The sequence below is a fragment of the Parablautia muri genome (assembly GCF_009917485.1).
GTDB classification, from domain to species: Bacteria; Bacillota; Clostridia; order Lachnospirales; family Lachnospiraceae; genus Suilimivivens; species Suilimivivens muri.
Genome location: NZ_QZDT01000023.1, coordinates 42,396 through 66,101 on the forward strand (window position 1 = coordinate 42,396; position 23,706 = coordinate 66,101).

General features: G+C 43.0%; 28 protein-coding genes. 24 read left to right on the forward strand and 4 right to left on the reverse strand.

All coding sequences use genetic code 11. The features are described 5' to 3' along the window. The first annotated feature begins 53 nt into the window (after positions 1 to 53). The 11 genes from D5281_RS14180 to guaA all read left to right on the forward strand — a co-directional run bounded on the left by D5281_RS14180 (position 54) and on the right by guaA (position 10,903). Positions 54 to 1,562 carry a sugar ABC transporter ATP-binding protein gene (locus D5281_RS14180; RefSeq protein ID WP_334296616.1) on the forward strand — a complete coding sequence of 503 codons (1,509 nt, stop codon included), beginning with the start codon at positions 54 to 56 and terminating at the stop codon, positions 1,560 to 1,562. Positions 1,563 to 1,576: 14 nt separating this feature from the next. Then, on the forward strand, positions 1,577 to 2,563 hold the full coding sequence (locus tag D5281_RS14185) for a galactose/methyl galactoside ABC transporter permease MglC (protein WP_334295046.1): 987 nt from the start codon (positions 1,577 to 1,579) through the stop codon (positions 2,561 to 2,563). A gap of 73 nt (positions 2,564 to 2,636) precedes the next feature. Next, complete coding sequence (locus D5281_RS14190; RefSeq protein ID WP_160560792.1) at positions 2,637 to 2,861, forward strand: hypothetical protein; 225 nt, start codon at positions 2,637 to 2,639, stop codon at positions 2,859 to 2,861. Between the two features lie 639 nt (positions 2,862 to 3,500). Then, positions 3,501 to 3,659 carry a hypothetical protein gene (locus tag D5281_RS14195; protein ID WP_160560793.1) on the forward strand — a complete coding sequence of 53 codons (159 nt, stop codon included), beginning with the start codon at positions 3,501 to 3,503 and terminating at the stop codon, positions 3,657 to 3,659. Between the two features lie 136 nt (positions 3,660 to 3,795). After that, positions 3,796 to 4,641, forward strand: coding sequence for a pantoate--beta-alanine ligase (gene panC / locus D5281_RS14200; protein WP_160560794.1), 846 nt, complete (start codon positions 3,796 to 3,798; stop codon positions 4,639 to 4,641). A 113-nt stretch (positions 4,642 to 4,754) separates the two neighbouring features. Next, positions 4,755 to 5,165 (forward strand): aspartate 1-decarboxylase, encoded by a 411-nt coding sequence (gene panD / locus D5281_RS14205; RefSeq protein WP_160560795.1) that lies wholly within the window; start codon positions 4,755 to 4,757, stop codon positions 5,163 to 5,165. Positions 5,166 to 5,174: 9 nt separating this feature from the next. Further along, entirely contained in the window at positions 5,175 to 6,101 is a 927-nt protein-coding gene (locus tag D5281_RS14210; RefSeq protein WP_160560796.1) for a bile acid:sodium symporter family protein, read from the forward strand. Positions 6,102 to 6,201: 100 nt separating this feature from the next. Then, the gene (locus D5281_RS14215) at positions 6,202 to 7,092 is read left to right on the forward strand and encodes a CehA/McbA family metallohydrolase domain-containing protein (protein WP_160560797.1); all 891 of its coding nucleotides are present in this window, start codon (positions 6,202 to 6,204) and stop codon (positions 7,090 to 7,092) included. A gap of 141 nt (positions 7,093 to 7,233) precedes the next feature. Further along, complete coding sequence (gene spoIIID / locus D5281_RS14220) at positions 7,234 to 7,491, forward strand: sporulation transcriptional regulator SpoIIID (protein ID WP_160560798.1); 258 nt, start codon at positions 7,234 to 7,236, stop codon at positions 7,489 to 7,491. A 395-nt stretch (positions 7,492 to 7,886) separates the two neighbouring features. Continuing rightward, complete coding sequence (locus D5281_RS14225; RefSeq protein WP_160560799.1) at positions 7,887 to 9,209, forward strand: MATE family efflux transporter; 1,323 nt, start codon at positions 7,887 to 7,889, stop codon at positions 9,207 to 9,209. Positions 9,210 to 9,361: 152 nt separating this feature from the next. Continuing rightward, positions 9,362 to 10,903, forward strand: a complete 1,542-nt coding sequence (gene guaA / locus D5281_RS14230) for a glutamine-hydrolyzing GMP synthase (RefSeq protein WP_160560800.1) — start codon at positions 9,362 to 9,364, stop codon at positions 10,901 to 10,903. A gap of 254 nt (positions 10,904 to 11,157) precedes the next feature. On the opposite strand, the gene D5281_RS14235 is transcribed toward guaA, so the two are convergent. Then, positions 11,158 to 11,718, reverse strand: coding sequence for a helix-turn-helix domain-containing protein (locus D5281_RS14235; RefSeq protein WP_160560801.1), 561 nt, complete (start codon positions 11,716 to 11,718; stop codon positions 11,158 to 11,160). Between the two features lie 225 nt (positions 11,719 to 11,943). On the opposite strand from D5281_RS14235, the gene D5281_RS14240 reads away from it, so the two are divergent. The 9 genes from D5281_RS14240 to D5281_RS14280 all read left to right on the forward strand — a co-directional run bounded on the left by D5281_RS14240 (position 11,944) and on the right by D5281_RS14280 (position 18,835). Then, positions 11,944 to 12,123 (forward strand): MerR family transcriptional regulator, encoded by a 180-nt coding sequence (locus tag D5281_RS14240; protein WP_016302462.1) that lies wholly within the window; start codon positions 11,944 to 11,946, stop codon positions 12,121 to 12,123. A 16-nt stretch (positions 12,124 to 12,139) separates the two neighbouring features. Further along, positions 12,140 to 13,276, forward strand: coding sequence for a site-specific integrase (locus tag D5281_RS14245; protein ID WP_160560802.1), 1,137 nt, complete (start codon positions 12,140 to 12,142; stop codon positions 13,274 to 13,276). Positions 13,277 to 13,280: 4 nt separating this feature from the next. Continuing rightward, on the forward strand, positions 13,281 to 13,604 hold the full coding sequence (locus D5281_RS14250) for a plasmid mobilization protein (RefSeq protein ID WP_160560803.1): 324 nt from the start codon (positions 13,281 to 13,283) through the stop codon (positions 13,602 to 13,604). Beyond that, the gene (locus tag D5281_RS14255; RefSeq protein WP_160560804.1) at positions 13,601 to 14,755 is read left to right on the forward strand and encodes an AAA family ATPase; all 1,155 of its coding nucleotides are present in this window, start codon (positions 13,601 to 13,603) and stop codon (positions 14,753 to 14,755) included. Before D5281_RS14250 ends, D5281_RS14255 begins: the two co-directional genes overlap by 4 nt. Positions 14,756 to 15,073: 318 nt before the next feature. Then, a complete protein-coding gene (locus tag D5281_RS14260) occupies positions 15,074 to 16,423 on the forward strand; it encodes a plasmid recombination protein (protein ID WP_160560812.1) in 1,350 nt (449 codons plus the stop codon). Between the two features lie 19 nt (positions 16,424 to 16,442). Continuing rightward, positions 16,443 to 16,757, forward strand: a complete 315-nt coding sequence (locus D5281_RS14265) for a hypothetical protein (protein WP_277935370.1) — start codon at positions 16,443 to 16,445, stop codon at positions 16,755 to 16,757. Positions 16,758 to 16,923: 166 nt separating this feature from the next. Continuing rightward, a complete protein-coding gene (locus D5281_RS14270; protein ID WP_160560805.1) occupies positions 16,924 to 17,766 on the forward strand; it encodes a 5'-3' exonuclease in 843 nt (280 codons plus the stop codon). Continuing rightward, a complete protein-coding gene (locus D5281_RS14275) occupies positions 17,763 to 18,326 on the forward strand; it encodes an AAA family ATPase (RefSeq protein WP_277935371.1) in 564 nt (187 codons plus the stop codon). The genes D5281_RS14270 and D5281_RS14275 overlap by 4 nt, the downstream gene beginning before the upstream one ends. Further along, the gene (locus D5281_RS14280) at positions 18,323 to 18,835 is read left to right on the forward strand and encodes a GNAT family N-acetyltransferase (protein WP_160560806.1); all 513 of its coding nucleotides are present in this window, start codon (positions 18,323 to 18,325) and stop codon (positions 18,833 to 18,835) included. The genes D5281_RS14275 and D5281_RS14280 overlap by 4 nt, the downstream gene beginning before the upstream one ends. A gap of 532 nt (positions 18,836 to 19,367) precedes the next feature. Here the strand turns inward: D5281_RS14280 and D5281_RS14285 are convergent. From D5281_RS14285 to D5281_RS14295, 3 genes are all read right to left on the reverse strand, one after another. Next, positions 19,368 to 19,835, reverse strand: coding sequence for a hypothetical protein (locus tag D5281_RS14285; RefSeq protein WP_160560807.1), 468 nt, complete (start codon positions 19,833 to 19,835; stop codon positions 19,368 to 19,370). A gap of 156 nt (positions 19,836 to 19,991) precedes the next feature. Beyond that, positions 19,992 to 20,870 carry a MerR family transcriptional regulator gene (locus D5281_RS14290; protein WP_160560808.1) on the reverse strand — a complete coding sequence of 293 codons (879 nt, stop codon included), beginning with the start codon at positions 20,868 to 20,870 and terminating at the stop codon, positions 19,992 to 19,994. Positions 20,871 to 20,998: 128 nt separating this feature from the next. After that, positions 20,999 to 21,547: a helix-turn-helix domain-containing protein gene (locus D5281_RS14295; protein WP_160284875.1), complete on the reverse strand. Its 549-nt coding sequence runs from the start codon at positions 21,545 to 21,547 to the stop codon at positions 20,999 to 21,001. 179 nt (positions 21,548 to 21,726) lie between these two features. On the opposite strand from D5281_RS14295, the gene D5281_RS14300 reads away from it, so the two are divergent. The 4 genes from D5281_RS14300 to D5281_RS14315 all read left to right on the forward strand — a co-directional run. After that, complete coding sequence (locus D5281_RS14300) at positions 21,727 to 21,921, forward strand: MerR family transcriptional regulator (protein ID WP_004080072.1); 195 nt, start codon at positions 21,727 to 21,729, stop codon at positions 21,919 to 21,921. A 15-nt stretch (positions 21,922 to 21,936) separates the two neighbouring features. Further along, complete coding sequence (locus D5281_RS14305) at positions 21,937 to 23,001, forward strand: site-specific integrase (protein ID WP_160263538.1); 1,065 nt, start codon at positions 21,937 to 21,939, stop codon at positions 22,999 to 23,001. Continuing rightward, the gene (locus D5281_RS14310) at positions 22,998 to 23,387 is read left to right on the forward strand and encodes a plasmid mobilization protein (RefSeq protein WP_160560809.1); all 390 of its coding nucleotides are present in this window, start codon (positions 22,998 to 23,000) and stop codon (positions 23,385 to 23,387) included. The genes D5281_RS14305 and D5281_RS14310 overlap by 4 nt, the downstream gene beginning before the upstream one ends. 98 nt (positions 23,388 to 23,485) lie before the next feature. Next, positions 23,486 to 23,706: AAA family ATPase (locus tag D5281_RS14315; protein ID WP_160560810.1), on the forward strand; the 221-nt coding region annotated here is incomplete at its 3' end.

The window sequence follows — 23,706 nt, forward strand, 5'->3', positions numbered from 1 at the left end:
CAGCGCAAAGCGCTTCGGAATGGAGGAAAAAATGAATGGAGGGAGGCAGTAAAGTGTCAGAGTATCGTTTGGAAATGCATGATGTTGTAAAGACATTCCCAGGGGTTAAGGCATTAGACGGTGCACAGCTCAAATTAAGGCCCGGTACGGTTCACGCCCTTATGGGTGAAAACGGCGCCGGTAAATCGACCCTGATGAAATGCATGTTTGGTATTTATCACATGGATGAAGGGGAAGTGCTTTACGAAGGGGAGAAAGTACAGATTAAGGGGCCGTTAGATGCTTTAAACAGAGGCATCGCCATGGTTCACCAGGAGCTTCAGCCGATTCCGGAAAGAAGCATTGGCGAGAATATTTATGTGGGACGATATCCCACAAAGAAGGCAGGACCGCTGACGTTGATAGACCATGAGAAAATGTATGAGGATGCGGCAAAGGTGCTTGAGGAGGTTCATTTAAACTTTGAGCCCAAAGCGAAGCTGGGAAGCCTTTCCGTATCGCAAATGCAGCTTGTGGAGATTGCAAAGGCTGTATCCGCCGACTGTAAGGTGCTGATTTTGGATGAGCCTACTTCTTCCCTGACAGCCGCGGAAGTGGAAGCACTGTTTACGATTATAGGAGAGCTTCGGGAAAAGGGAGTTTCCATTGTATATATCAGCCACAAGATGGATGAGATACTGCGTATCAGCGATGAAGTCACGATCATGCGTGACGGACAGTATATAGGAACATGGGCATCAAAGGATTTGACCACAGATTTTATTATTACGAAGATGGTAGGACGGGCGCTTTCGGAATTGTACCCTGCCCGTGGGAACACGCCGGGGGAAGTGGTGTTTGAGGTGGAAGATTTCACATCCATCAATCCCAAAAGTTTCCGCCATGTATCTTTCCAACTGAAAAAAGGGGAGATCTTAGGGGTTGCAGGTCTGGTAGGAGCACAGAGAACGGAGCTGATGGAAGGATTATTCGGACTTCGGGCCCATACGGCAGGCAGGATAAAGTATAAAGGAAAAGAATTAAAGGTTAACCAGCCCAGGGATGCAATCAACAACAGAATTGCCATGCTCACGGAGGATCGCAGGGCCACAGGCATTCTGGGCGTGCTTTCCATAGCGGATAATGTGTCTATTGCTTCTCTTGACCAATATTTGATTGGCGGCGTGATGTTAGATGATGCGAAGATTGAAAATCTGGTTCAGGAAAATGTTGCAAAGCTGTCAATCAAGACACCATCTTCCAAAACACAAATTCAGTCTCTTTCGGGAGGCAATCAGCAGAAGGTGCTGATTAGCCGCTGGCTGGCTAACAATCCGGATATTTTTATCATGGATGAACCGACCCGTGGTATTGATGTAGGGGCAAAATACGAGATTTACTGTATTATTGCGGAGATGGCAAAACAGGGTAAAAGTATTATCATGATTTCTTCTGAAATGAGCGAGCTGATTGGTATGTCAGACCGTATTATGGTCATGTGTGACGGCCGTGTCACCGGAATTATTGACGGAAAAGAAGCAAATCAGGAAAATATTATGACGTTGGCAACCCAGTTTGAATAAGGAGGGAGAATACTATCATGCAAAAATCTTTTGATGTAAAAAAATTCATGTCCAATAATGCTATCATTTTGTTGATTTTGCTGCTGTCTGCTTTGACCGGGTTTACCACGAAGAATTTCATAACCTGGACAAATTTCGGCAATCTGGTAGTAAATGTATCACCGCGTTTTATCATTGCCTGCGGCGTATCAGGATGTCTGATTACCAAAGGCACAGACCTTTCAGCAGGACGTGCGGTAGGTCTGGCAGCCTGTCTGTCTGCTATGATGCTGCAAAGCATTGACTATGCAGCGCGTATGTTTCCGTGGATGCCGGATATTCCATGGCCGATAGCGCTTCTTATCACTATGGTGATTATGGGAGCTTTCGGTGCCATTAACGGCGTTGTGATTTCCATCCTTAAGGTTCCGCCTTTCATTGCAACATTAGGTATGCAGACAATCATCTATGGTCTTTGCTCCCTGATCACCAACAACCAGCCTATGGGCGGATACAAAAAGAGCTACCTGACCATCGCAAGCGGTTCCATAGGACCGATTCCCTATCTGATGATTTTTGCTGCAGTTGTGGGAGCATACTTCTGGTTTTTGTATAACAAGACACGGCATGGCAAATATATGTATGCAATCGGCGGTAATGAAAATGCGGCCCAGGTTGCCGGCGTTAATGTGCAGGCTTCCCTTATCCGGATTTATATTCTGGCAGGCTGTATGTATGCACTGGCAGGCTTTCTGGTAGGGGCAAAGGCAGGCGGCGCTTCAACAGCAACCGGTATGGGATATGAGCTTGAAGCCATTGCGGCATGTACCATCGGCGGTGTATCCGCAAACGGTGGTGTAGGTAAAGTCGGCGGTATCCTGATTGGCGTATTGGTATTTGAAATCCTGAAGATATGTCTTCAGTTCCTGCGTGTGGATCCGGCATATACCTACATTGCGCAGGGTCTTGTAATTGTAATTGCAGTTGCTCTTGACCTTAGAAAATATTTGCAGAAGAAATAATGGGATGGCTCCGGAATTTTGCGCTTTGCCGTAAAGTTTATGAGGACATCAAATCAGAAAGGGATGAAACAGTATGACCGAAAAGCAGGAAGACAGGATACAGGAAACAAAGGAAGACACCGTAGAGGAAAATAAAGAAAAAGACAAAAAGCCATCTTCTGGCAGCGCTTTTGAAGGCATTTATGAAAGGCTGCCCGATATTTCCGTACGGTCGGTGGACAGATTTATCATACTCTGCGTGATTGCACTGATTGTAGTTGTTCTGATCGGCGTGCTGAAGGCCAATCATTTTTTCTGATGATAAATCTTAGCGCGGCAAAGAGACAGAAGGCAAAACCGTTTGGTAGGAGCAAAAGTACGGTAGATATATATGACAAAACAATATAACTGAGAAGAAAGGACTATCGGGAAGGGAAGACTCTTTCCGGTAGTTTTTTATGCATGTTCTAATGCAGTGCACAGCCCGTGCCCATTCCTGCTTCATGAAAAATAACTGAACCGTTGTTACTTTTCACGGGTCAGGAATGCGCATTTACTACGCACTGCGTGAGAACGTGATTCAGGTGTGAGGGGCGATTTTTGCGATGCGAAACTTGGAATATCGCCCCGAATGTTACTATGAGCGGCTCCCAGGCCGTGAATAATAACGAACCGTTCCTGCTTTCCGTGTTGTGTAACTGATACTGCTTGCATTTTATAAAACCGTGTGCTATTATCATAGCGGACAGTATCCAAGGGAACTGTACCAGTACATGCAATGAAAAAGCATAGGCCGCTAGTTTGGCGAATTGCCTTTGCGTTAAATAAGAGTGGGTCCTTAAGAGTGAATGGCTGTACCGATGGACAGCACATTTTCAGATAAGGATTTTAGATTGTATGTCTGGACAGTAAGAGAACTGTTCAGATTTTTTATTTTATATAGTTTTGCGGAGGCGCTGTGATTGGCAAAGAAATAAGCTTGATGGTTTGTCAGTTTGCGGCAGGTGAAAGGCGTTGGCCTTTACGCAAGTATGAAAAGAACACTTATGTAACAGCTCTGAGCACACGTTGCGCGGCGCTTATATGCGCCATGCAGCTTGTCCGCATGGGTGCATAATGATATTTGCGCCGCGCTTTTCATAGGAATTTGTGTCCGGGAAGATATGGAGGCGCAAGTATGCTTGCAGCTAAATTTAGGTTGGCAGAGCGTGTTTGGGTGTTTGAAAAATGTGTTGGTAAAAGGGAGGATTGAGATGGAAATTACAGGAGCAGTTGATGAGGTAAGAAAACAGGTGAAGGAATGGAGAAAACAGGGTTTAAGCGTAGGGCTTGTGCCGACTATGGGTTATCTTCATGAGGGACATAAGAGCTTGATTGACAGGGCGGCAGCCGAAAATGATAAAGTAGTGGTCAGCGATTTTGTCAATCCTATCCAATTTGGGGTGAACGAGGATTTGGCCACATACCCAAGGGATATTGAAGCGGATAAAAGGCTTTGCGAACAGGCCGGGGCAGATTTGATTTTTCATCCGGAACCTGAAGAAATGTATGCACCGGATTTTTCCACTTATGTGGAAATGCAGAAGGTAAGTGAGAGATTATGTGGAAAGACCAGGCCCACTCATTTCCGTGGAGTTTGCACGGTGGTTTGCAAGCTGTTCCATATTGTGATGCCGGACAGAGCGTATTTTGGACAGAAGGATGCACAGCAGCTGGCGGTGATCCGCAGGATGGTCCGTGATTTGAATATAGATATTGAAATCGTAGGATGTCCTATTATACGGGAGAAAGACGGCCTTGCAAAAAGCTCAAGAAATACTTATTTAAACCCGAAAGAAAGGAAAGCGGCGTTGGTGCTCTCCAAAGCGGTTTTCTGCGGTGAAGATATGATGAAAAAGGGAGAACGGGATGCGGACACCATTTTAGCGGCAATGCGAAAGCTGATAGAAGCAGAGCCGCTGGCTAAAATTGATTATGTGGAGATGGTGGATGCGGACAGAATAGAACCTATCACAAAGGCAGAGGGCAGAGTTCTGACAGCATTAGCAGTTTACATCGGGAAGACCCGTTTAATTGACAACTTCATTATGGAGGTGTAAAGAAAAGCTGCAGGGTGCCAAAAGCGCAGCTTTAGAATTTTTTAACTTTACATGTACAAGAACGTCTAAGCGGCGGCATTTTATTATAATTTGTAAAAGTTAGGGGGATGGATATGATTTTGGAAATGTTAAAGAGCAAAATTCACCGGGCAACGGTAACGCAGGCGGAATTAAATTATGTGGGCAGTATTACCATTGACGAGAGTCTGATGGAAGCAGCGGGAATATATGAATATGAAAAAGTGCAGATTGCAGATGTGGATAACGGGGCAAGATTTGAGACTTATGTGATTGCAGGGGAAGCAGGGAGCGGGACAATCTGTTTAAACGGTGCGGCAGCCCGGATGGTTTCTACCGGAGATAAGATTATCATTATGTGTTACGCAGGAATGACAAGGGAGGAGCGAAAGGCCAATCCTCCCAGAGTGGTTTTTGTGGATGAACAAAATAAAATTACATCTATAGCGCGCTATGAAAAGCATGGAATGTTAGGGGACATTTCAGAAGAAATAAACATGGGATAGGGGATTGTGATGAGCCAGATTAAAAAAATATGTAATTTCATGTCTTCCAATATTGCAGTATTAATTATTATTTTTTCCGTGATTGCGTTTTTTTATCCCAGAGGCTTTGCCTGGGCAACCAAGTATACCACACTGTTTTTGGGGGCTGCCATGTTTGGGATGGGACTTACGATTAAAACGGAGGACTTTAAGGTGGTTTTTACCAGGCCCAAGGATTTATGTATCGGGTTTTTGCTCCAGTATACCGTTATGCCTGTTACTGCTTTTATGCTGGCTAAGACATTTGGACTTTCTGCGGATTTGGCGCTGGGGGTGATTCTGGTAGGGTGCTGTCCGGGCGGCACGGCAAGTAATGTAATCACTTATGTGGCAGGAGGAGATGTGCCTTTGTCTGTGGGTATGACTATTGTATCTACCATACTGGCGCCTGTATGCACACCGGTATTGGTCTATTTATTGGCAGGTTCCTGGGTGGAAGTGTCGCTGGTGACGATGATGATGTCGGTGGTAAAGGTGGTGCTGATACCGGTTCTTTTGGGAATACTGATTTACCGGATTTTCCCTAAGCAGATAAACGCTGTCAGAGAGCTGCTCCCACTGCTTTCCGTCATTGCGATTGTGATGATTATTTCAGGGATTGTGGGCAGCAATGCGGAGAAGATTTTATCTTGTGGCGCACTGGTTATGGTGGTAGTGGCGATTCATAACGTGGTTGGCCTTTGCCTGGGAACAGGGGTGGCAAAGGTGTTTCAATTAGATGAAAAGAAAGTGACTGCCATAGGAATCGAAGTGGGGATGCAAAACAGCGGCCTGGCGATTTCCCTTGCTACGGCTAATTTTGCAGCGAATCCGCTGGCTACGCTGCCGGGAGCAATTTTTTCTGTATGGCATAATATTTCAGGAACCATCTATGCAGGGATTCGCCGAAAAAAATGATGGCGGAGCCTGCCGGTATCTTAATTTGCAGAAGTGGCGGCTTGAAGGGGCTTAGTAAACAAAAGGCGATTTGCTGAACATGGCATGGATGGAGGAATGTATGATGCGTTTAATCAGTCCTTATACAAATCAGGGAATCTGGCTGCGGGGCAGTCTGCATATTCATTCAAAATTCAGTGCATGCGGGTTTCACAGTCTGCCTGAGATTGCATTGGCCTATCGGGATTATGATTTCCTTGCCATAACGGACCATGACCGCGTGACGGATAGGGAGTCGGCCTTCCCGGATAAAATCCTGTTTCGGGGTTATGAGGCCAGTGGGGCAAGGCATATGCTGCTGATTGAGCCGCCTTTTGGGGATGAGCTGCCTGCGAACAGTTTTTCCTGTGCGCACTATAATAATATGGCAGCAGAAGCTGCCGCCTGCGGCGGATTTTCTATAATCAATCATCCAACGCGGATTTCTGGACAGGCCTGGTCTTTTGAGGAAATTTTGCAAATGCCTTCTGTTCATGCAATGGAAATCTATAGCGGCGATGGAATTCACATTGAAGAGGACGTAGCTGTCCGCCTTTGGGACAAGGTACTCAGTGCAAAGCGGCAAATCTGGGGTATAGGAAATGACGATTTCCATCATTGGGGACAGGAGCGGCGGGTCTGGAATGTGGTACAGGCAGAGGAACGTACGCCCACCGCTGTTTTGAGGGCGCTGCGAAATGGAAATTTTTATGTATCTACAGGATATGGGTTTGATGCCATTGAGGTGGATGGTGCGGATATCTTGTTCCGGCTGAAGTCGGGCTCCTCCCTGTTTACGGAAGCCTATAAATACTTTACACTATTTGGCAGGGATGGAAAAGTTTTGGCGGAAAAGACAGGATATTTTCAGGAATTTCATTATCAGGCTTCTGGTGATGAGGGGTATATACGGGCAGAAGTCTATCTGTCAGGAGGATATTGTGGAATTTCCCAACCAATTTTCGTGGCGTGAAAGATGCTGTGTGTAGTGGGGCTGCAGGAAATACCGAATTTGGTGAGGGTTATTTCCAGTCTTTTACAAGGCATATGTTTTCTGTCATAACCCCTCAGAATACTTCATACAATGTAAAAAAGTATTCTGAGGGGATTTCCTTTGAAAGATTATATCGAGGAACGTGCAATCGATATTGCAAATTATATTATTGAAAATAACGCTACGGTGAGGCAGACGGCAAAACAGTTTGGGATTAGTAAAAGTACGGTACATAAAGATGTCACAGAAAGATTGATGCAGATTAATCCGACATTGGCAAAGGAAGCAAGAAAAGTATTAGATGTAAATAAACAGGAGAGGCATATCCGGGGAGGAATGGCTACTAAGGAGAAATATCAACATATGCATAAGGATTGAAGGCGACAGGCAGCAGGACAGTAGTTTGATTGAAAAATCAAAGATTTTTCAATCATCAAATTTGTGCGTGTGTCTAAATTGTGGGCTGCTGGCAAGAATAAGGAATGATTATGGGAATTGTGATTAGAGCAGTTTTATGATATAAGCTGCTCTTTTTCTGTAGGAGGTTGACGGTTTAGCGTAAGTGTCAACTTCCTATAAATATTTAATATTTTTTCCAGAGGTAATTGATGTATTTGTAATTCGTGCTATAATAAACTCGAAAATCTAATAATTATGTATTTTTGAATTAGGTCAGGCAAAATGAAATATTTACATTACTTATATCCGGTTTTCTGTGACCATGATGTAAAATGTAACATTGACAATCGGCGGAAATAGCCAAGGAGTTCAAAATGTTATACACGAATAAAGATTTAAGAAAATTAATCATACCTTTAGTGCTTGAGCAGCTCCTTGCCATATTGGTGGGCATGGTGGATACAGTGATGATAGCGGGAGTGGGAGAAGCAGCAGTTTCCGGGGTTTCTCTAGTGGATACCATCAATATTCTTATCATCAATATTACTGCGGCATTGGCCACGGGCGGCGCGGTGGTTGCCGGTCATTTCCTTGGACAGAAGGATTCTGCAAATGCCAGTAAGTCGGCGTGGCAGCTTGTGTTGTTTTCCATTTGGCTGTCCGTAATCGTGACGATTGTTTTCATGGCGGCACACAGGCCTTTGCTAAGCGCTATTTTTGGGCAGGTGGAAGCAGAGGTCATGGAAAGTGCAACGACTTATCTTGTTATAACAGCAATTTCAATTTGCCCTTTGGCCATTTATAATTCATGTGCGGCGCTGTTCAGGGCTATGAACGATTCTAAGACAACTATGCTCATTGCAATTGTCATGAATTTAATTAATTTAGTGGGGAATGCAATCCTGATTTACGGGGTAAAAATTGGCGTGGCGGGAGCGGCTATTGCAACAACCCTTTCAAGGATAGTGGCCGCAGCTATTATTTTGTTTTTGATGTTTCATATGGAAAAGGAAATTAATTTTAAAGGCCAGGCTACCTGGAGAGTAGATTTGACCCTGGTCAAAAAAATCCTTTATATTGGAATTCCCAACGGGATGGAAAATAGCTTATTTCAGTTAGGGAAAATTTTGCTTCTAAGCCTGATATCCACCTTTGGAACCTATGCGATAGCGGCTAATGCTGTCTGTAATACCCTGGCAAGCTTTAATGTACTGCCGGGGCAGGCGATTAATCTTGCGCTTCTTTCCGTGGCTTCCATGTGCATTGGCGCCGGTGACTATGAGCAGGTGAGATATTATACAAAAAAGCTGATGTGGATTGCCATAAGCTTTACTGCGGCGCTTTCAGTGGTGATAGTCGCTTTTTCACCATGGATTTTGAAAATTTACCAGCTGACACCGCAGACCGAAAGCCTGGCCATAGAAACGCTTCGGTGGCATGCTGTTCTCGCCGTATTTTTTTGGGTGCCATCCTTTACCCTGCCTAATACGCTTAGGGCAGCAGGGGACGTAATCTGGAGTATGATGATTGCTATTGTTTCCATGTGGGTTTTTAGAATTGGCTTTGCCTATATTTTTAGTTATTATTTTGCCGGAGGACTATTAGGAGTGTGGATTGCAATGACAATAGACTGGGCTTTTAGAGCGATTTGCTATGGAATTAGGTATCATGGACATAAATGGGAGCGATTTGTTTAAGATTATTTTGACAAGCTTTTGGTCTGTCTATATAATAATGAGTATATTTTAACAGCAGTTCAGCTAAACCGAGCTGTTACATAATTTTAACTAATGTTTATGTCGCTTGCATAGGGCGCCTGAAATGTCAAATACAACGGATAGGAGTATTTATGGAAAAAGAAGTGATTATCGTGCTTGATTTTGGCGGCCAGTATAATCAGCTGATTGCCAGAAGAGTCAGGGAATGTAATGTTTATTGTGAGGTACAGCCTTATACGCTGGAACTGGAAAAAATAAAAGAAATGAATCCGAGGGGAATTATTTTTACCGGAGGGCCTAACAGTGTCTATGCGGAAGAATCCCCAAGATGCACACGGGAAATCTTTGAATTGGGCATTCCAATTTTAGGAATCTGTTATGGCTTCCAGGTGATATCTTATCTGCTTGGAGGAAACGTTAAAACGGCGCCGGTTAGCGAATACGGAAAGACAGAGGTGGAGGTAGACAGAAGCTCTGTTCTTTTTTCAGATGTTTCCGAAAAAACAATCTGCTGGATGAGCCACACAGATTATGTCGAAAAAGAACCTGCAGGCTTTAAGGTTACAGCGCATACACCTGTCTGCCCGGTAGCAGCAATGGAAAATGTGGAAAAACAGCTGTATGCAGTGCAGTTCCATCCGGAGGTTATGCATACTCAGGAAGGTATGAAGATGCTTTCCAACTTTGTATATAATGTCTGTCACTGTAAGGGGAATTGGCGCATGGACTCTTTTGTGGAGACCGCTATCAGCCAGATGCGTAAGAAGGTGGGAAGCGGCAAGGTGCTTTGCGCTCTTTCGGGCGGCGTGGATTCCTCAGTAGCGGCAGTGCTTTTGGCAAAGGCTGTGGGCAAACAGCTTACCTGTGTTTTTGTAGATCACGGACTGCTCCGGAAAAATGAAGGCGATGAGGTGGAGGCCGTATTTGGTCCGGAGGGGCCTTATGACCTTAATTTTATCCGCGTAAATGCGCAGGAAAGATTTTATGCTAAGCTGGCAGACGTGGAGGAACCGGAAAAAAAGAGGAAGATTATCGGAGAAGAATTTATTCGTGTATTTGAGGAAGAAGCAAAAAAAATCGGAGCTGTTGATTTTTTGGTGCAGGGAACTATATATCCCGATGTAATCGAAAGTGGGCTTGGAAAGAGTGCGGTTATCAAATCTCATCATAATGTGGGTGGGCTTCCTGACTATGTTGATTTTAAGGAGATTATTGAGCCTTTGCGGTTGCTGTTTAAGGATGAGGTCCGCAGAGCGGGTTTAGAGCTTGGGATTCCGGAGCATCTGGTGTATAGACAGCCTTTCCCAGGACCGGGGCTTGGCATTCGTATTATAGGCGCTGTTACAGCTGAAAAGGTTCGTATTGTGCAGGACGCTGACGCGATTTATAGAGAAGAAATAGCAAAAGCCAGATTAGATAAAGGGCTTGGACAGTATTTTGCTGCGCTTACCAATATGCGGAGCGTTGGGGTAATGGGAGATGAGAGGACTTATGACTATGCGGTTGCGCTTAGGGCGGTGAATACCTCTGATTTTATGACGGCTGAGGCGGCACAGATTCCCTGGGAGGTGCTGGGGGTGGCTGCCAGCAGGATTGTGAACGAGGTGCGTGGGGTTAACCGGGTGCTGTTTGACTGCACGGGGAAACCGCCGGCCACGATTGAGTTCGAGTGATGAAATGGGATTTGAGAACCCAGTGTTTATGCGGTTTCCAAACAAATTTGTTTAGGCACTGGCAACGATTTGGCAACATTTTTATCATCATGCACTAAATAATTACATCAATGGCATAAGAAAAACCTTGCTGATTTGCGCGAGCAATGAGGAAAATGGGAATGCTTGCATTTCCATTTGACGAATGCCGCGACAACCGCACGACAGTGCGGGTTCAGATATGGAAACTGAATATCGGCAAGGTCTTTTTATGCTTATTTCTGCTTTTTCTTTTTAGCTGTTTTCTTTTCTTCTTTCTCGATTTTCTGAAATTCCTCCATAAGCATATCACTGACCGCCTGTGAGGGGACTTTTGCCCAATGCGTTGAAGTGTCCAGTTCGGGGTACTTGTACCGCCAATGGTCGTATTCCTCTCTGCTTATCTCGCCCTGTTCCAGTTTGGCGGCTTGCTCCTGCCATGCGTGGAACATATCGAACATGGACGTATAAGTGGAATAGTCGGACTTGTCAAGGCGCAGGCAGATTTCCCCGTCAATCTCCCCGATTTTCAGCCCGTACATATCTTCCAATGCAAAGAGCGTGTGCATAAGCCCGATATAGGTGTCAATATCCGGCACGGTAAGGGCGTGGGTGCTTACATCAAAGATACCCGCCATTTCTTTTACAAGGTCATGCTTTGGTGTCCTTGCTTCGGTTTCATATTGTGCCATGCGGACATCAGAGGTCTTTCCGAGAAAGCCGAGGATTTCGCCTAGCTGTTTCTGTGTCATGCCTTTTCGGTTGCGGAAAAAGCGGATACGTTTGCCGATTGCCATAATAAAACCTCCGTTGTAGTTAAGCTGATACAGTCATTTTTTGACTGTACTTAAACAAATTTGTTGAACTTAGTATAACATGGTGCAATAGAAATAGCAAGAATAACTTAAATAAAAAAAGTTAAGATTTTCTTACAAACCACTTGACTTAACGGAATTTATTTAGTACTATAACCATACAACTTAAACAAAAATAGTTAGACGTTGAAAGGAGAGGGTATCTGAATGACAGAAAAATCATTTATGACGGTGGAGGAAGTGGCAGCGGAACTGCGTGTGTCGAAGTCAAAAGCCTATCAGATTGTAAGGGAACTGAACGCAGAAATGCAGAAGCAGGGCTATCTGACGGTGGCAGGACGTGTGAACGCTACATTTTTTCATAAAAAGGTATGTTACAGCGAATAGAAAGGAGATGGTTTAGATGGCTGTATACAAAGACAATGCCACGGGAACATGGCGGGTAATTTACCGCTTTACCAACTGGAAAGGAGAGAGGAAACAGACACAAAAGAGGGGCTTTGCAACCAAAAGGGAAGCGCAGGCGTGGGAACATGAAGCAATGCTCAAACAGGGTGCAAAGCTGGATATGACTTTCGGCAGTTTCTTTGAAGTGTACGAAGCCGACAAGAAGCAGCGTGTCAAGGAAAGCACTTGGGAGTCCAAAAGCCATGTGATACGGACAAAGATTTTACCATACTTTGAAAACCGCAAAATCGCAGAGATTGAAGCAAAGGACGTGATAGCGTGGCAGAATGAGTTGATGGCGTACCGGGACGAGAAAGGCAAGCCCTATTCCGCAGATTATTTGAGGACGATACACGCACAACTGACGGCGATATTCAACCATGCGGTAAACTTTTATAACCTGCCCTACAATCCGGCAAGACGGGCAGGGACGATTGGGAGCGAAGCCGTTAAGGAAATGGACTTTTGGACGAAAGAAGAATACTTGAAATTCTCCGAAGCCATGATGGATAAGCCCCGTTCCTATTATGCGTTTGAAATGCTCTACTGGTGCGGTATGCGTTCCGGCGAACTGCTTGCGCTCACGCCTGCTGATATTGATTTTGAGAAGCAGACGGTCACAATCAGCAAGACTTTCCACCGTTCCAAAGGGCGTGACATTATCACAAGCCCTAAGACGAAAAAGAGTAACCGCACAATCAAAATGCCGCCGTTTCTCTGTGAGGAAATGCAGGAGTATATCAAAATGCTTTATGACATTAAGCCGGACGAAAGACTGTTTTCGGTCACAAAATCTTATCTTAGCCATGAAATGGAGCGTGGAGCAAAACAGGCAGGAGTAAAGAAAATAAGGGTGCATGACCTACGCCATAGTGCAGTATCGCTCTTGTTGGATATGGGATTTTCGGTACTGGCGATTGGGGAGCGCATGGGGCATGAAGCGGAAAAAATCACTTACCGTTACGCCCACCTGTTTCCTACGGTTCAGACGGAAATGGCAGAAAAATTAGAAATGGAGAGAATGACAAAGGAGGAAAATCCTCTGCTCCTGCAAGGGCAGTCGCATTTTCCTGCGGAAAACAGGGAGGATTAAAAGCATGGAAAAATCACTGGATTACAAGGGAAGATGGCGCAATCATACGGTGGCGTTTCGGATATCGGACGAAGAAGCAAAGTTATTGAATGATTTGGTGGCATTATCGGGGTTGACAAAGCAGGACTACATCACAAGGCGGCTCTTGTGCCGGGACGTGGTAGTGCAGGGCAATCCGAGGGTGTATAAAGCACTGAAAAATCAGATGGCGGCAATTTATGAGGAATTGAAACGCATGGAAAGTGTAAGCCCGGACAATGACGAACTGCTCTACACGTTACAGGTAATTGCAACCACTTTGGACGGACTGAAAGGGGAAGATGAATGACAAACAAAATAAAAACGACTGTTCCCGTATCATCTGTTGGCGCAGATGGGGAACAGCCGGACATTAAAAACATCAATGAAATTATAGCAAATGAAACAGCAAAAAACAATCTGCAAGCCACTGTTTTTCGTGGCTTTGACACAAATTGCCCGGAGAAATCCGGGCAGGGCGGCGGGCTTCAAACCGTTTCCATGACGGAATTATATGATACGGTCTACCCGCCTAGAACGCCTGTTGTGGACGGCTTTCTGTATGGCGGCACTTATCTCTTTGTGGGTGCGCCGAAAGTGGGAAAATCATTCTTTATGGGGCAGCTTGCCTATCATGTGGCAATGGGGCTTCCGCTGTGGAATTATCCAGTAAGAAAAGGGACGGTGCTATATCTTGCACTGGAAGATGATTATGCAAGGCTTCAGCGGCGGCTGTCCGTCATGTTCGGCGTGGAATGTGCAGACAATTTATTTTTTGCAACGCAGGCAAAGACGCTGAATGAGGGACTGGACGGAGAATTAGAGGGTTTCATCAAAGAGCATAAGGACGCAAGGCTGATTATCATTGACACGCTCCAAAAGGTGCGTGAGGTCGGCGGGGATAGGTACAGCTATTCCAGTGACTATGAGATTGTGACAAAGCTGAAATCATTCAGTGATAAATACGGTGTCTGCCTGTTGGTGGTTCATCATACCCGCAAGCTAGAGTCCGAGGACAGCTTTGATATGATTTCCGGCACAAACGGGCTTCTCGGTGCGGCAGACGGGGCGTTTATCATGCACAAGAAAAAGCGCACGGACAATACGGCGGTCATGGATATTGTGGGGCGTGACCAGCCCGATCAAGAACTGACGATAGAGTTTGACCGGGAACAATGTATTTGGAAATTTCAGAAAGCGGAAACGGAATTGTGGAAACAGCCGCCGAACCCGTTACTTGAAGCAATCAACGAATTTCTGACAGAGGAAATGCAGGAGTGGGAGGGGACAGCAACGGAACTTCTGAAACAGTTGCCGGATATGCAGTTATCGGCGAATGTGCTTTCCCGGAGATTAAATGTAGTGAACAGCCAGTTGCTTAATGACTACGGTATTTTCTACGACAACAAGCGGGGGCATGAGAGGAAAATCATTCTGAAACGGCTAGAGCAAAAAGAGTAAAGTGCGACGATATGCGTCGGTTGCGACGGTATTTTTGATAGCGGGGCGGTATAGAAAATATCGACGCTATCGACGCAAACCGACGCATGGGGGAGCAGTGAAACGGCGAGTAGCCGCCCACCGTCCGCAAGGACGATATGCTGTCCAACGGACAGCTTGCCCCCGGCAGGGCGCAAAGGCACTTTTGATAGAGCGTAGCCTGTCGAAAGTGCTTTTGCGTTACTTTCGGGAAAGTAACAAAGCCTTGTGCCTGTCGGCGCAGTAAAATCAGTATATAGAATATGGAGGATATGCCTATTGGAAAGGACGATTAGCGGCATGATGGGGAAAGGTTCAGTTAATCACAATACAAGAGCCTTTACAGCTAAAAATGTAGATAAGGAGCGAAGTCGGGACAACGTGGAATTTTGCCACTCGGATATAAAAGAGGTCTACCACAATCTTTTTGATGAAGCACTGGAACGCTACAATGCAAAGCAGAAACGGAGTGACAGAAAGATTGATGATTACTATGAGAAAATACGCCGGGGAAAGCAGGAGAAATTATTTTATGAGGTAATCTTTCAAATCGGCAACAAGGACGATATGAACGTGCAGAGTAGTGAGGGGAAGTTGGCGAAAGATATTTTATGTGAGTTTATGGAACAGTTTCAGAAAAGAAATCCGAACCTGTTTGTATTCTCAAGCCACTTGCACATGGACGAGCAGACACCGCACATTCATATTGATTTTGTTCCCTTTATCCGTAACAGCAAGCGTGGACTTGATACGAGGGTTTCCCTTAAAGGTGCATTGTCGGAACAGGGCTTCAAAGGCGGCACAAGGGGAATGACGGAATGGAACGAATGGATTGAAGCGGAGAAACAGGAACTTTCAAAAGTTATGGGGCGGTATGGCGTACAATGGAAACAGTTAGGCACACACAACAAGCACTTGTCCGTACTCGATTTTGAAAAGCAGGAGCGGCAGAAAGAGGTTGCGGAACTGGAACAGACAATTTCCGGCAGTAAGGAAGAATTATCTTCTATTCTTCATCAGCAGATAGCGGCAGGGAAGGAAACGGAGCAGATACGGAAAGAGGGCGAAGCGATCCAGCAGGAAGTGTCGGAACTTACCGCTACAAATCTTCTTTTGAAAGAGCAGACGGAAATACTGGCAGAGGACAAGGAAAAGCTGTTATCCGAAAATGAGAAGTTGGAAAAACAGCAGAAAAAATTACAGCAGGAGATTAACAAGATGGTGCAGTCAAAGGAAGCCATGGAGCGTAATATTTACGCCTATGATGAAGATGTAAAATGGCAGTTGGTAGAGCCGGGGGCATTGATGAGCGCAAAGGCATACCGGGATAAAAAGGCTTTACCGCTTGTAGAGAAATTAAAAGAGGTAGTAAAAAATCTGACTATCAAATGCGTACAGCTTACGGAGCAGGGAAAGAAGCTGACCGCCAAAGTGGACGGACAGAAGAAACAGATTAGCCGTTTGACGGATAAGGTCATGGAGCAAAGCGACGCCATAGAGCGATTGCAGGAAAAAGCGTATGATTTGGGGCGTTTGGAGCGTCATTTAGGCAAAGAACAGGTGCAGTTGATAGTAGAACGGTCAAAGGCATTAGAGCAGGCAGAAAGGGCAAATAAACGCCCGAAACGTGCCTTTGAAGTGAGCCGATAGGAAAGGGGATTGATATGATATGACGGACATGGAAAAGAAAGTGATGATACGACTGTGTGCTAAAATAGTGGCAGATACAGACCTTTACAAAACAGACAAGGAAGTGCAAAATCTGATAGACTGGGTATGTTTGTCGGAGCAGATAAAGGAAAACAATAATACAATCCGCAATCTGACTGGGGAATATAAAAAGATAGAGCCGGATTGCCGGGAGGGAGTGCGGGCGCAGTTGGAGCGCATGAAAGAACTGTGCAAAGAGCGAAATAATCTGTATGAAAAACAGAATGATTTGAAAGGACAGAAACAGCAGATAGAGAGGGCGTTAGAACGATAAAAAATGTGGGGCATGGCGGTTGCTATGCTCTATATTTTTATAGAAAATGAAGAGGGAAAGTGATATAATAAAACTTACTAACTGGAATTTATATGGAATGAAAAACGGAAGAACTTACCCCATATGTTTGGCTTGTAAGTAATATAAAGGAAAGGTGAGAAAATATATGGATAAGTTTCTGATAGTTGATGGCAGTAATTTGTTTTTTCAAATGTTTTTTGGTATGCCAGCGAGAATTGTTAATGGGGAGGGAAAGGCAATACAAGGAACACTTGGATTTGTAGGAGCACTGTTAAAAATTATACGAAAAGTTGAGCCTACACATATTCTTGCTGTATTTGATGGAGAACATGAAAATAGCCGTTGCGAAATAGACGCAGATTATAAAGCGAATAGAATCGATTACAGCATGGTCAATGAAAAAGAAAATCCGTTCTCACAGTTGCCGGATGTTTATAAAGCCTTAGATTATATGGGGATAAACTATATAGAAACAACCAACTGTGAAGCCGATGATATCATAGCGAGTTATGCACTGTCATTTTGCGATAACTCTGATATTATTATATGCTCTTTTGATAGCGATTTCTTTCAGTTAATTAGCGAACATGTTTCCGTATTAAGGTATCGAGGGAAAAACACGATGTTATGTTCATCTCAGCATATTATTGAGAAATATGGCATTTACCCTAATCAGTATGCATATTTTAAATCCTTAGTGGGTGATACTGCGGACAATATAAAAGGAGCGGAAAAAATTGGCATAAAAACGGCGGCTTCGCTTTTAAGGACATTTGGAACACTGGAAAATATTATTTGTAACGCTGAGGATATTGATAAGCCTTCTATAAAAAAATCAATAATAGAGAATACAGAAAGAATTAGAAAAAATTATGAATTGATACGGTTAGAAAAAAAACAACTTTTACCATATGATAAATGTGACTTGGAATTTATAAATACAAGCAAAACAACAACCGAAGTCTTGAAGGGAATAGGAATAAAATGAGTTTTATGGGAATTATTATATGTGGTTTAAATGGCACTGGAAAGAGTACGCTTGGGAAAGCCCTTGCAGAGAAGTTACATTTCCATTTTATTGATATTGAAAATTTGTATTTCCCTAAAACAAATTCTAATTATATATATGCTTCTCCACGTACCCGTGAGGATGTAGCGGAACGGTTGCTCTGTGAGATACGAACACATGAAAACTTTATTCTTGCTTCTGTTAAAGGAGATTATGGGGAAGAGTTATATTCGTTTTTTCAGTATGCCATATTGCTTGATGTTCCACGGGATATTAGACTGCAACGAGTTAGAGAGCGTTCTTTTCAGAAGTTTGGTAGTAGAATGTTATTAGGAGGGGATTTGTTTGAGCAGGAAGAAAAATTTTTTCGCTTTGTTGAATCCAGAGATGAGAATACTGTTGAAGAATGGGTAAAGTCCTTGAAATGCCCGGTTATGCGGATTGATGGAACAAAGTCCATTGATGAGAATACGAACTTGATTATAACACTTATGCAGGGTAAAAATTTATTTGTTAAAGAAATGGGGAATAAAAAATGATTTGTAAAATAAGAAAATGGAAATTATCAGATGCAAAAGATTTGGCAATGGCTCTCTCCAATAGAAAGATACAAGATAATCTTCGGGATGGATTGCCCTATCCCTATACAGAGCAGGACGGATTGGATTATATTTCTTCTATGATTTCCGCAGATGAAAATGAAACTTTTGCTTTTGCTATTATAGTAGATGACAAGGCGGTGGGGAGCATTGGTGTTTTTCGACAGGAAAATATTCATAGACAGACTGCCGAATTGGGATATTATATTGCCGAGAAATACTGGGGTAAAGGTATAATGACCGAAGCAGTAACGCAAATTTGCGAATATGTTTTTGAAAAAAGTGATATTATCCGTATTTATGCAGAGCCATTTGCATACAATGCAGCGTCTTGCAGAGTGCTTGAAAAAGTGGGATTCCAGTATGAGGGTACATTGAGAAGTAATGCTGTAAAAAATGGTAAAGCTATCGACATGAAGATGTATTCTCTACTGAGAACGGAAATATAACTTCACATAATAGTGTAGTGGCAGTGGCGAAAAATCGTTCTTCCTTATTGATTATATATACATGGTGCTAGCACCATGTGTTAAGGGTAGATAAGGAGAAAAGGGATGTTGTGTTACGCAATAGACGTTTTGAAAGCCTTATTTTGTGAGAACTTTTAACAATAAAATGAACATAGGAGATATTCTGTACTTTTATCACAAAAACGGCTTTTATTGCGTAACATTTCAAAAATAGGTTGCCAAATTACCGGGATTTGCTATAATAAATGCGTGGCAACATTTTGGCAACAGAAAATCAGCAAGCCATAATAAATGATGTAATTGAAGTAAAAATGGGCGTGCATTTGCATAAAACTTAAACAAATACAGTTAAGAACAACAAAGAACACGCCGAGTTCGAGTAACGGATAAAATCCCGGAAATGCTGATAAAATGGGCATTTCCGGGATTGCTTTATGCCTGTTGGCTCTAAAATGGCTCTAATTATTTGATGAATACTGGATTTGGGACGGGTATCGTGATACCTGCTTTTTTAATACAGAGGAATTTCGCCCTCATAGTTGTCGGCTCTTTCCAACAGAGGACCGGTTGCGCCCATTGTAAAAGCTATATCACTGCTTCGGATAGACAATAGTTCCATTCCAACATTCAGATTAAGAAAGTCTAATATCTGCTGATTAAGCTGAATTATACCATTCTTTGAAATATTTACCCAACAGTATGACCGCCCTTTGTATTTGATAAATTCGCCCTCTGCGGTCTGATAACTTTGTAAAGCCGGATTATCAGTAAGAATGTGTCCTAATTTTGACGGTTCTAACAATTCTTTTCTTGTTACACAAAAGCCGCCAGTGACTTTGCTTCCAGTAAAAAGATAGACTTTTTCCTCTACTGTGGCGTTGTACTCTGTAAGAGCCTGGGCTGGCAGATGGATTGTCAAATCATTTCGTATCAGTGATTTTCCGAAAATAAATTTACCGCCTTTATTCATCTGTGGCATATATCATCAACTCCTTTTCCTAAAAGTGGAAGTCCACTATACCACAAGAAAATTCAAATGTCACTAAGGCTCTCTAAAGTGTGGCAAGCTATTTTTCAGCATAGCGAGAATGATTAGTTGCCGGGATATATTTTTTAGAGAGAGTGCCTGTTGCCTCTAATTGTTTTCGGAAACGTTGTTCTCCGAGTAATAACGGAACGCTTTTACAATATAATCAGAAGCCCCTTTTCCATATTGACTGTCAGTCATGCTTTTAATATAATCGCTTGAATATGTGTCGATAAGAACATTGATATAGGGCTTATCAAGGGATACGTTAGAGCTGTTTTTCTGTATAAGCTGCAACAATTCATCTACAATGGATTGTATTTTAGGGGAGGAAACATCTTCTGACAAATTAGTGGTTAGTCTGCCATACAGAATATCAGATTGTTTTCCAATTTCTTTCACTTCTTCCGTTAGTTGTGTTTCCATGAGTTCAGAGAAATGCTCTAAATTATGTTTCATGGCTTTGGTGTATTTTTCAATACTGCCGAATTGGTGAATAGCAAGTTTAGCTACCTCTGCTTCATCATCTTTAATTTTTTGAATAAACATATCAAAATTTTCAATACTTCCCCAGTGCTTGATAACATCATCAGTGCTGTTATTTTTAAAATCCTCTAATGCGGCAATGTAATCAGACAGGTCAAATTCTTTAAAACTCATACATTGCTCTCCTTTCTCTAAGCGGCTAAGAAGCTGTATAAGTTTGTCTGTCCGATTGCGCTTCAGCAAAAGCAATTCTTTTTGTCTTTTGAAAGCATTGATCTTGTCAAAGTCGGGTTTTTGCAGAATTTCTTTAATCTCTTTCAGCTTAAATCCCAATTCCTTAAAAAACAGGATTTGTTGTAGCTTTTGCAAGGCTTCATCATCATATAGGCGATAGCCGGATTCGGTCAATTCGCTTGGCTTTAACAATCCAATCTCGTCATAGTATTGTAGTGTTCGTGTGCTTATGCCTGTTAATTCTGCAACTTGGCTTATGGTTCGCATTCTTATCAGCTCCTTAAATTTGTGAAGAAGCAAGACAGAGATTGCCGGCTTATATCTATTCTGCTCCTATGAGAAAAGAATACAGTATCACGTTACGTGGAAGTCAATACTTTTTGCTCAAAAATTTTTCATTCATTTTCGGGATAAATTTTTACAGATATACCCCTAACCCCCTTTTTGACAATCTTACTGTCGTCAAGAATACTCTGCTTAACAGCGTCTAAATCCTTTGAGAGTGCTTCAATCGCCCGTTGGTGTTCTTCTTCTGACGAGAAGCGTTCCGTATCATTTAAAAGGTTCTCCTGCAATTCTCTTGCTTTCATGTATACGCCTAATTTATGATTGAGCAGAGAGTTCTTGAAGGATATTTTAATTGTAGAGGGATTGAAACTTCCGTCCTCGTACCTTTCTGCTTCAAAGTTCATATCTAATTGCTCGTCCATTTTCAAAATCAAAGACAATACATCTGATACTGTTTCTATATCAAAGTCCATGAAAACATTGATACTGATACCCAAAGCATTTGCAATTTTCATCAGTTGGTCGGGCTTTGGATTGCGGATGCCATACTCATACTTTTTAATTGTGGCGGAATTGATGCCGGAAAGCTGACCGAGCGTTTCCTGTGATATGCCGCGCAAATTCCGAAAGTGTTTAATCTTTTCCCCGGTAGTCATGCCAATACCTCCGATTTTTGTGATATTCGTTAGTGCCTAGTTAAATTCTATCACATCAGGACACATTTGTGTATAAAAATTTAAAACAAATACTTGACGTTCACAAAAGTGTACCGTATAATAAAAACATAAAGGTCACATATGTGTACCTAAAATAAAAAAGGAAAGGACAGGACTATATGGAGAATGGAAAGAAAATGTATGTAACGGCAGAGGAAGCGGCTGAAATGCTTGGTGTATCAACGGGTTATGCCTATAAGATTATCCGGGGGCTGAATGAGGAACTGAAAGCAAAGGGCTATCGGACAATCTGCGGCAAAGTCCCGACAAAATACTTTGAAGAAAAATTCTACGGTCTGACCGTAGCCATGTAGGAAAGGAGAGATTTTATGTCAGCGACAAGGGACGGAAAGATGTGGCGTTGCCAGTTCTATTATAAGGACTGGCAGGGAGTAAGCCACAAGAAGAACAAGCGGGGATTTAAGACAAAAGCGGAAGCGGAGCAATGGGAGCGTGACTTTCTGCAACAGCAGCAGAGAAATTTAGACATCAATTTTGAAAACTTCGTACAAATTTATTACGAGGATATGGAACACCGTCTGCGTGAAAATACCATGCGTACAAAGAAATTCATTATTGACTTGAAAATCATTCCATATTTCAAGAAAAAGAACATGAATGAGATTAAGGCTTCCGACATTCGGGCGTGGCAAAATGCACTGATGAAAAAAGGATATTCGGAAACATATCTGAAAACGGTCAATAATCAGTTGTCGGCAATTTTCAATTATGCGGTTCGGTACTATGATTTGAAAGATAATCCATGCAGGAAAGCCGGGAGTATCGGAAAGAGCCACGCCGGGGAAAAGGAGTTTTGGACAAAACAGGAATTTAAGCAGTTTCTTGTGACTGTGGAGAACAAGCCGGAAACAAAAATGGCGTTTCTGCTTCTTTACTGGACGGGCATGAGGATTGGGGAATTGCTTGCTATAACCTATAATGACATTGATTTAGAGAAGCGTACCATTTCCGTAAATAAATCTTATCAGCGGATAGAGGGCAGGGACATTATCACACCACCTAAAACACCAAAGAGCAAGCGTATCATAACGATACCGCCATTTTTGACGGAAGAATTAAAGGAGTATATTTCACATTTATACGGAATTATGGCAGACGAAAGAATGTTCCGTTTTACAAAATCTTATATGGAGCATGAAATTATCAGAGGTATCAAGGCTTCCGGGGTAAAAAGAATACGTTTGCACGATATTCGTCATAGTCACGCTTCGTTACTTGTGGAAATGGGATTTACGCCATTAGCGATTGCGGAACGGTTGGGGCATGAGAAAATCGAAACAACATTAAATACTTATTCACATTTATACCCCAATAAGCAGGGGGAACTTGCGGATAAATTGGAGATTGAGAACAGCAGGGAGGAAGAAGAATGAGTGGAGTGCATAAATACCCGACAATCAGCTTTCGCATTTCCCCCAGAGAGAGGGAAGAAATCGAAGCAAAGATTTTAGCAAGCGGACTTTCTAAGAAAGATTATTTTGTCCGTTCCTGCATTTATAACCGGGTGTGCGTGGTTGGTAAAAAAGAATTGGTTTATCAGTTGGTAGAGGAACTAAAGATAATGCAGACAAATATCCGGGAAGTGACAGAACAGTTTGAAAAGACAGAGATTGATTTAACGCCGGAGGGATTGGAAGATATGCGGAATGACTGTCTTGATATGCTGAAAGCTATCCTGTGGGTGTTGGAAGGAGCAAAATATCTGTGGCAGGGAAGCACCAACGGAGAAGAAAAAAGCCCCGACAGCGGCAACTGTTAGGGCTGTGATAACTGGAAAACCTCTGTTATCAACCTCACAATTTAAGTATAGCAGAGGTTTCTTCCAGTGGCAACGATTTTTCAGAAATGGAGGGCATTATGGAAGAAACAAAAATCGAATTACAGTTGATTAAATTGTCGGAGATACAGTCGCAGGAAGTTTCTTGGCTGTGGTTTCCATTTATCCCCTATGGCAAGCTGACAATCATTCAAGGCGACCCGGGCGATGGAAAGACAACATTTATACTGAATATAGCGGCGAAGCTGTCTAAGGGAGAGAGTTTAGACGGAGGAATGAATTTTATAGAGCCTTTGAATGT

What these genes read in the sequence shown, in the direction of transcription:
- D5281_RS14210 (WP_160560796.1), top strand. Translation starts at nt 5,175, where the DNA reads ATGAGCCAGATTAAAAAAATATGTAATTTCATGTCTTCCAATATTGCA.
- D5281_RS14260 (WP_160560812.1), top strand. Translation starts at nt 15,074, where the DNA reads ATGATGGGGAAAGGTTCAGTTAATCACAATACAAGAGCCTTTACAGCT.
- D5281_RS14290 (WP_160560808.1), bottom strand. Translation starts at nt 20,870, where the DNA reads ATGCGAACCATAAGCCAAGTTGCAGAATTAACAGGCATAAGCACACGA.
- D5281_RS14300 (WP_004080072.1), top strand. Translation starts at nt 21,727, where the DNA reads ATGGAGAATGGAAAGAAAATGTATGTAACGGCAGAGGAAGCGGCTGAA.
- D5281_RS14250 (WP_160560803.1), top strand. Translation starts at nt 13,281, where the DNA reads ATGGAAAAATCACTGGATTACAAGGGAAGATGGCGCAATCATACGGTG.
- D5281_RS14305 (WP_160263538.1), top strand. Translation starts at nt 21,937, where the DNA reads ATGTCAGCGACAAGGGACGGAAAGATGTGGCGTTGCCAGTTCTATTAT.
- D5281_RS14265 (WP_277935370.1), top strand. Translation starts at nt 16,443, where the DNA reads ATGACGGACATGGAAAAGAAAGTGATGATACGACTGTGTGCTAAAATA.
- D5281_RS14275 (WP_277935371.1), top strand. Translation starts at nt 17,763, where the DNA reads ATGAGTTTTATGGGAATTATTATATGTGGTTTAAATGGCACTGGAAAG.
- D5281_RS14245 (WP_160560802.1), top strand. Translation starts at nt 12,140, where the DNA reads ATGGCTGTATACAAAGACAATGCCACGGGAACATGGCGGGTAATTTAC.
- D5281_RS14270 (WP_160560805.1), top strand. Translation starts at nt 16,924, where the DNA reads ATGGATAAGTTTCTGATAGTTGATGGCAGTAATTTGTTTTTTCAAATG.
- D5281_RS14280 (WP_160560806.1), top strand. Translation starts at nt 18,323, where the DNA reads ATGATTTGTAAAATAAGAAAATGGAAATTATCAGATGCAAAAGATTTG.
- D5281_RS14190 (WP_160560792.1), top strand. Translation starts at nt 2,637, where the DNA reads ATGACCGAAAAGCAGGAAGACAGGATACAGGAAACAAAGGAAGACACC.
- D5281_RS14215 (WP_160560797.1), top strand. Translation starts at nt 6,202, where the DNA reads ATGATGCGTTTAATCAGTCCTTATACAAATCAGGGAATCTGGCTGCGG.
- D5281_RS14225 (WP_160560799.1), top strand. Translation starts at nt 7,887, where the DNA reads ATGTTATACACGAATAAAGATTTAAGAAAATTAATCATACCTTTAGTG.
- D5281_RS14240 (WP_016302462.1), top strand. Translation starts at nt 11,944, where the DNA reads ATGACAGAAAAATCATTTATGACGGTGGAGGAAGTGGCAGCGGAACTG.
- D5281_RS14255 (WP_160560804.1), top strand. Translation starts at nt 13,601, where the DNA reads ATGACAAACAAAATAAAAACGACTGTTCCCGTATCATCTGTTGGCGCA.
- D5281_RS14285 (WP_160560807.1), bottom strand. Translation starts at nt 19,835, where the DNA reads ATGCCACAGATGAATAAAGGCGGTAAATTTATTTTCGGAAAATCACTG.
- D5281_RS14235 (WP_160560801.1), bottom strand. Translation starts at nt 11,718, where the DNA reads ATGGCAATCGGCAAACGTATCCGCTTTTTCCGCAACCGAAAAGGCATG.
- panD (WP_160560795.1), top strand. Translation starts at nt 4,755, where the DNA reads ATGATTTTGGAAATGTTAAAGAGCAAAATTCACCGGGCAACGGTAACG.
- D5281_RS14295 (WP_160284875.1), bottom strand. Translation starts at nt 21,547, where the DNA reads ATGACTACCGGGGAAAAGATTAAACACTTTCGGAATTTGCGCGGCATA.
- guaA (WP_160560800.1), top strand. Translation starts at nt 9,362, where the DNA reads ATGGAAAAAGAAGTGATTATCGTGCTTGATTTTGGCGGCCAGTATAAT.
- D5281_RS14310 (WP_160560809.1), top strand. Translation starts at nt 22,998, where the DNA reads ATGAGTGGAGTGCATAAATACCCGACAATCAGCTTTCGCATTTCCCCC.
- panC (WP_160560794.1), top strand. Translation starts at nt 3,796, where the DNA reads ATGGAAATTACAGGAGCAGTTGATGAGGTAAGAAAACAGGTGAAGGAA.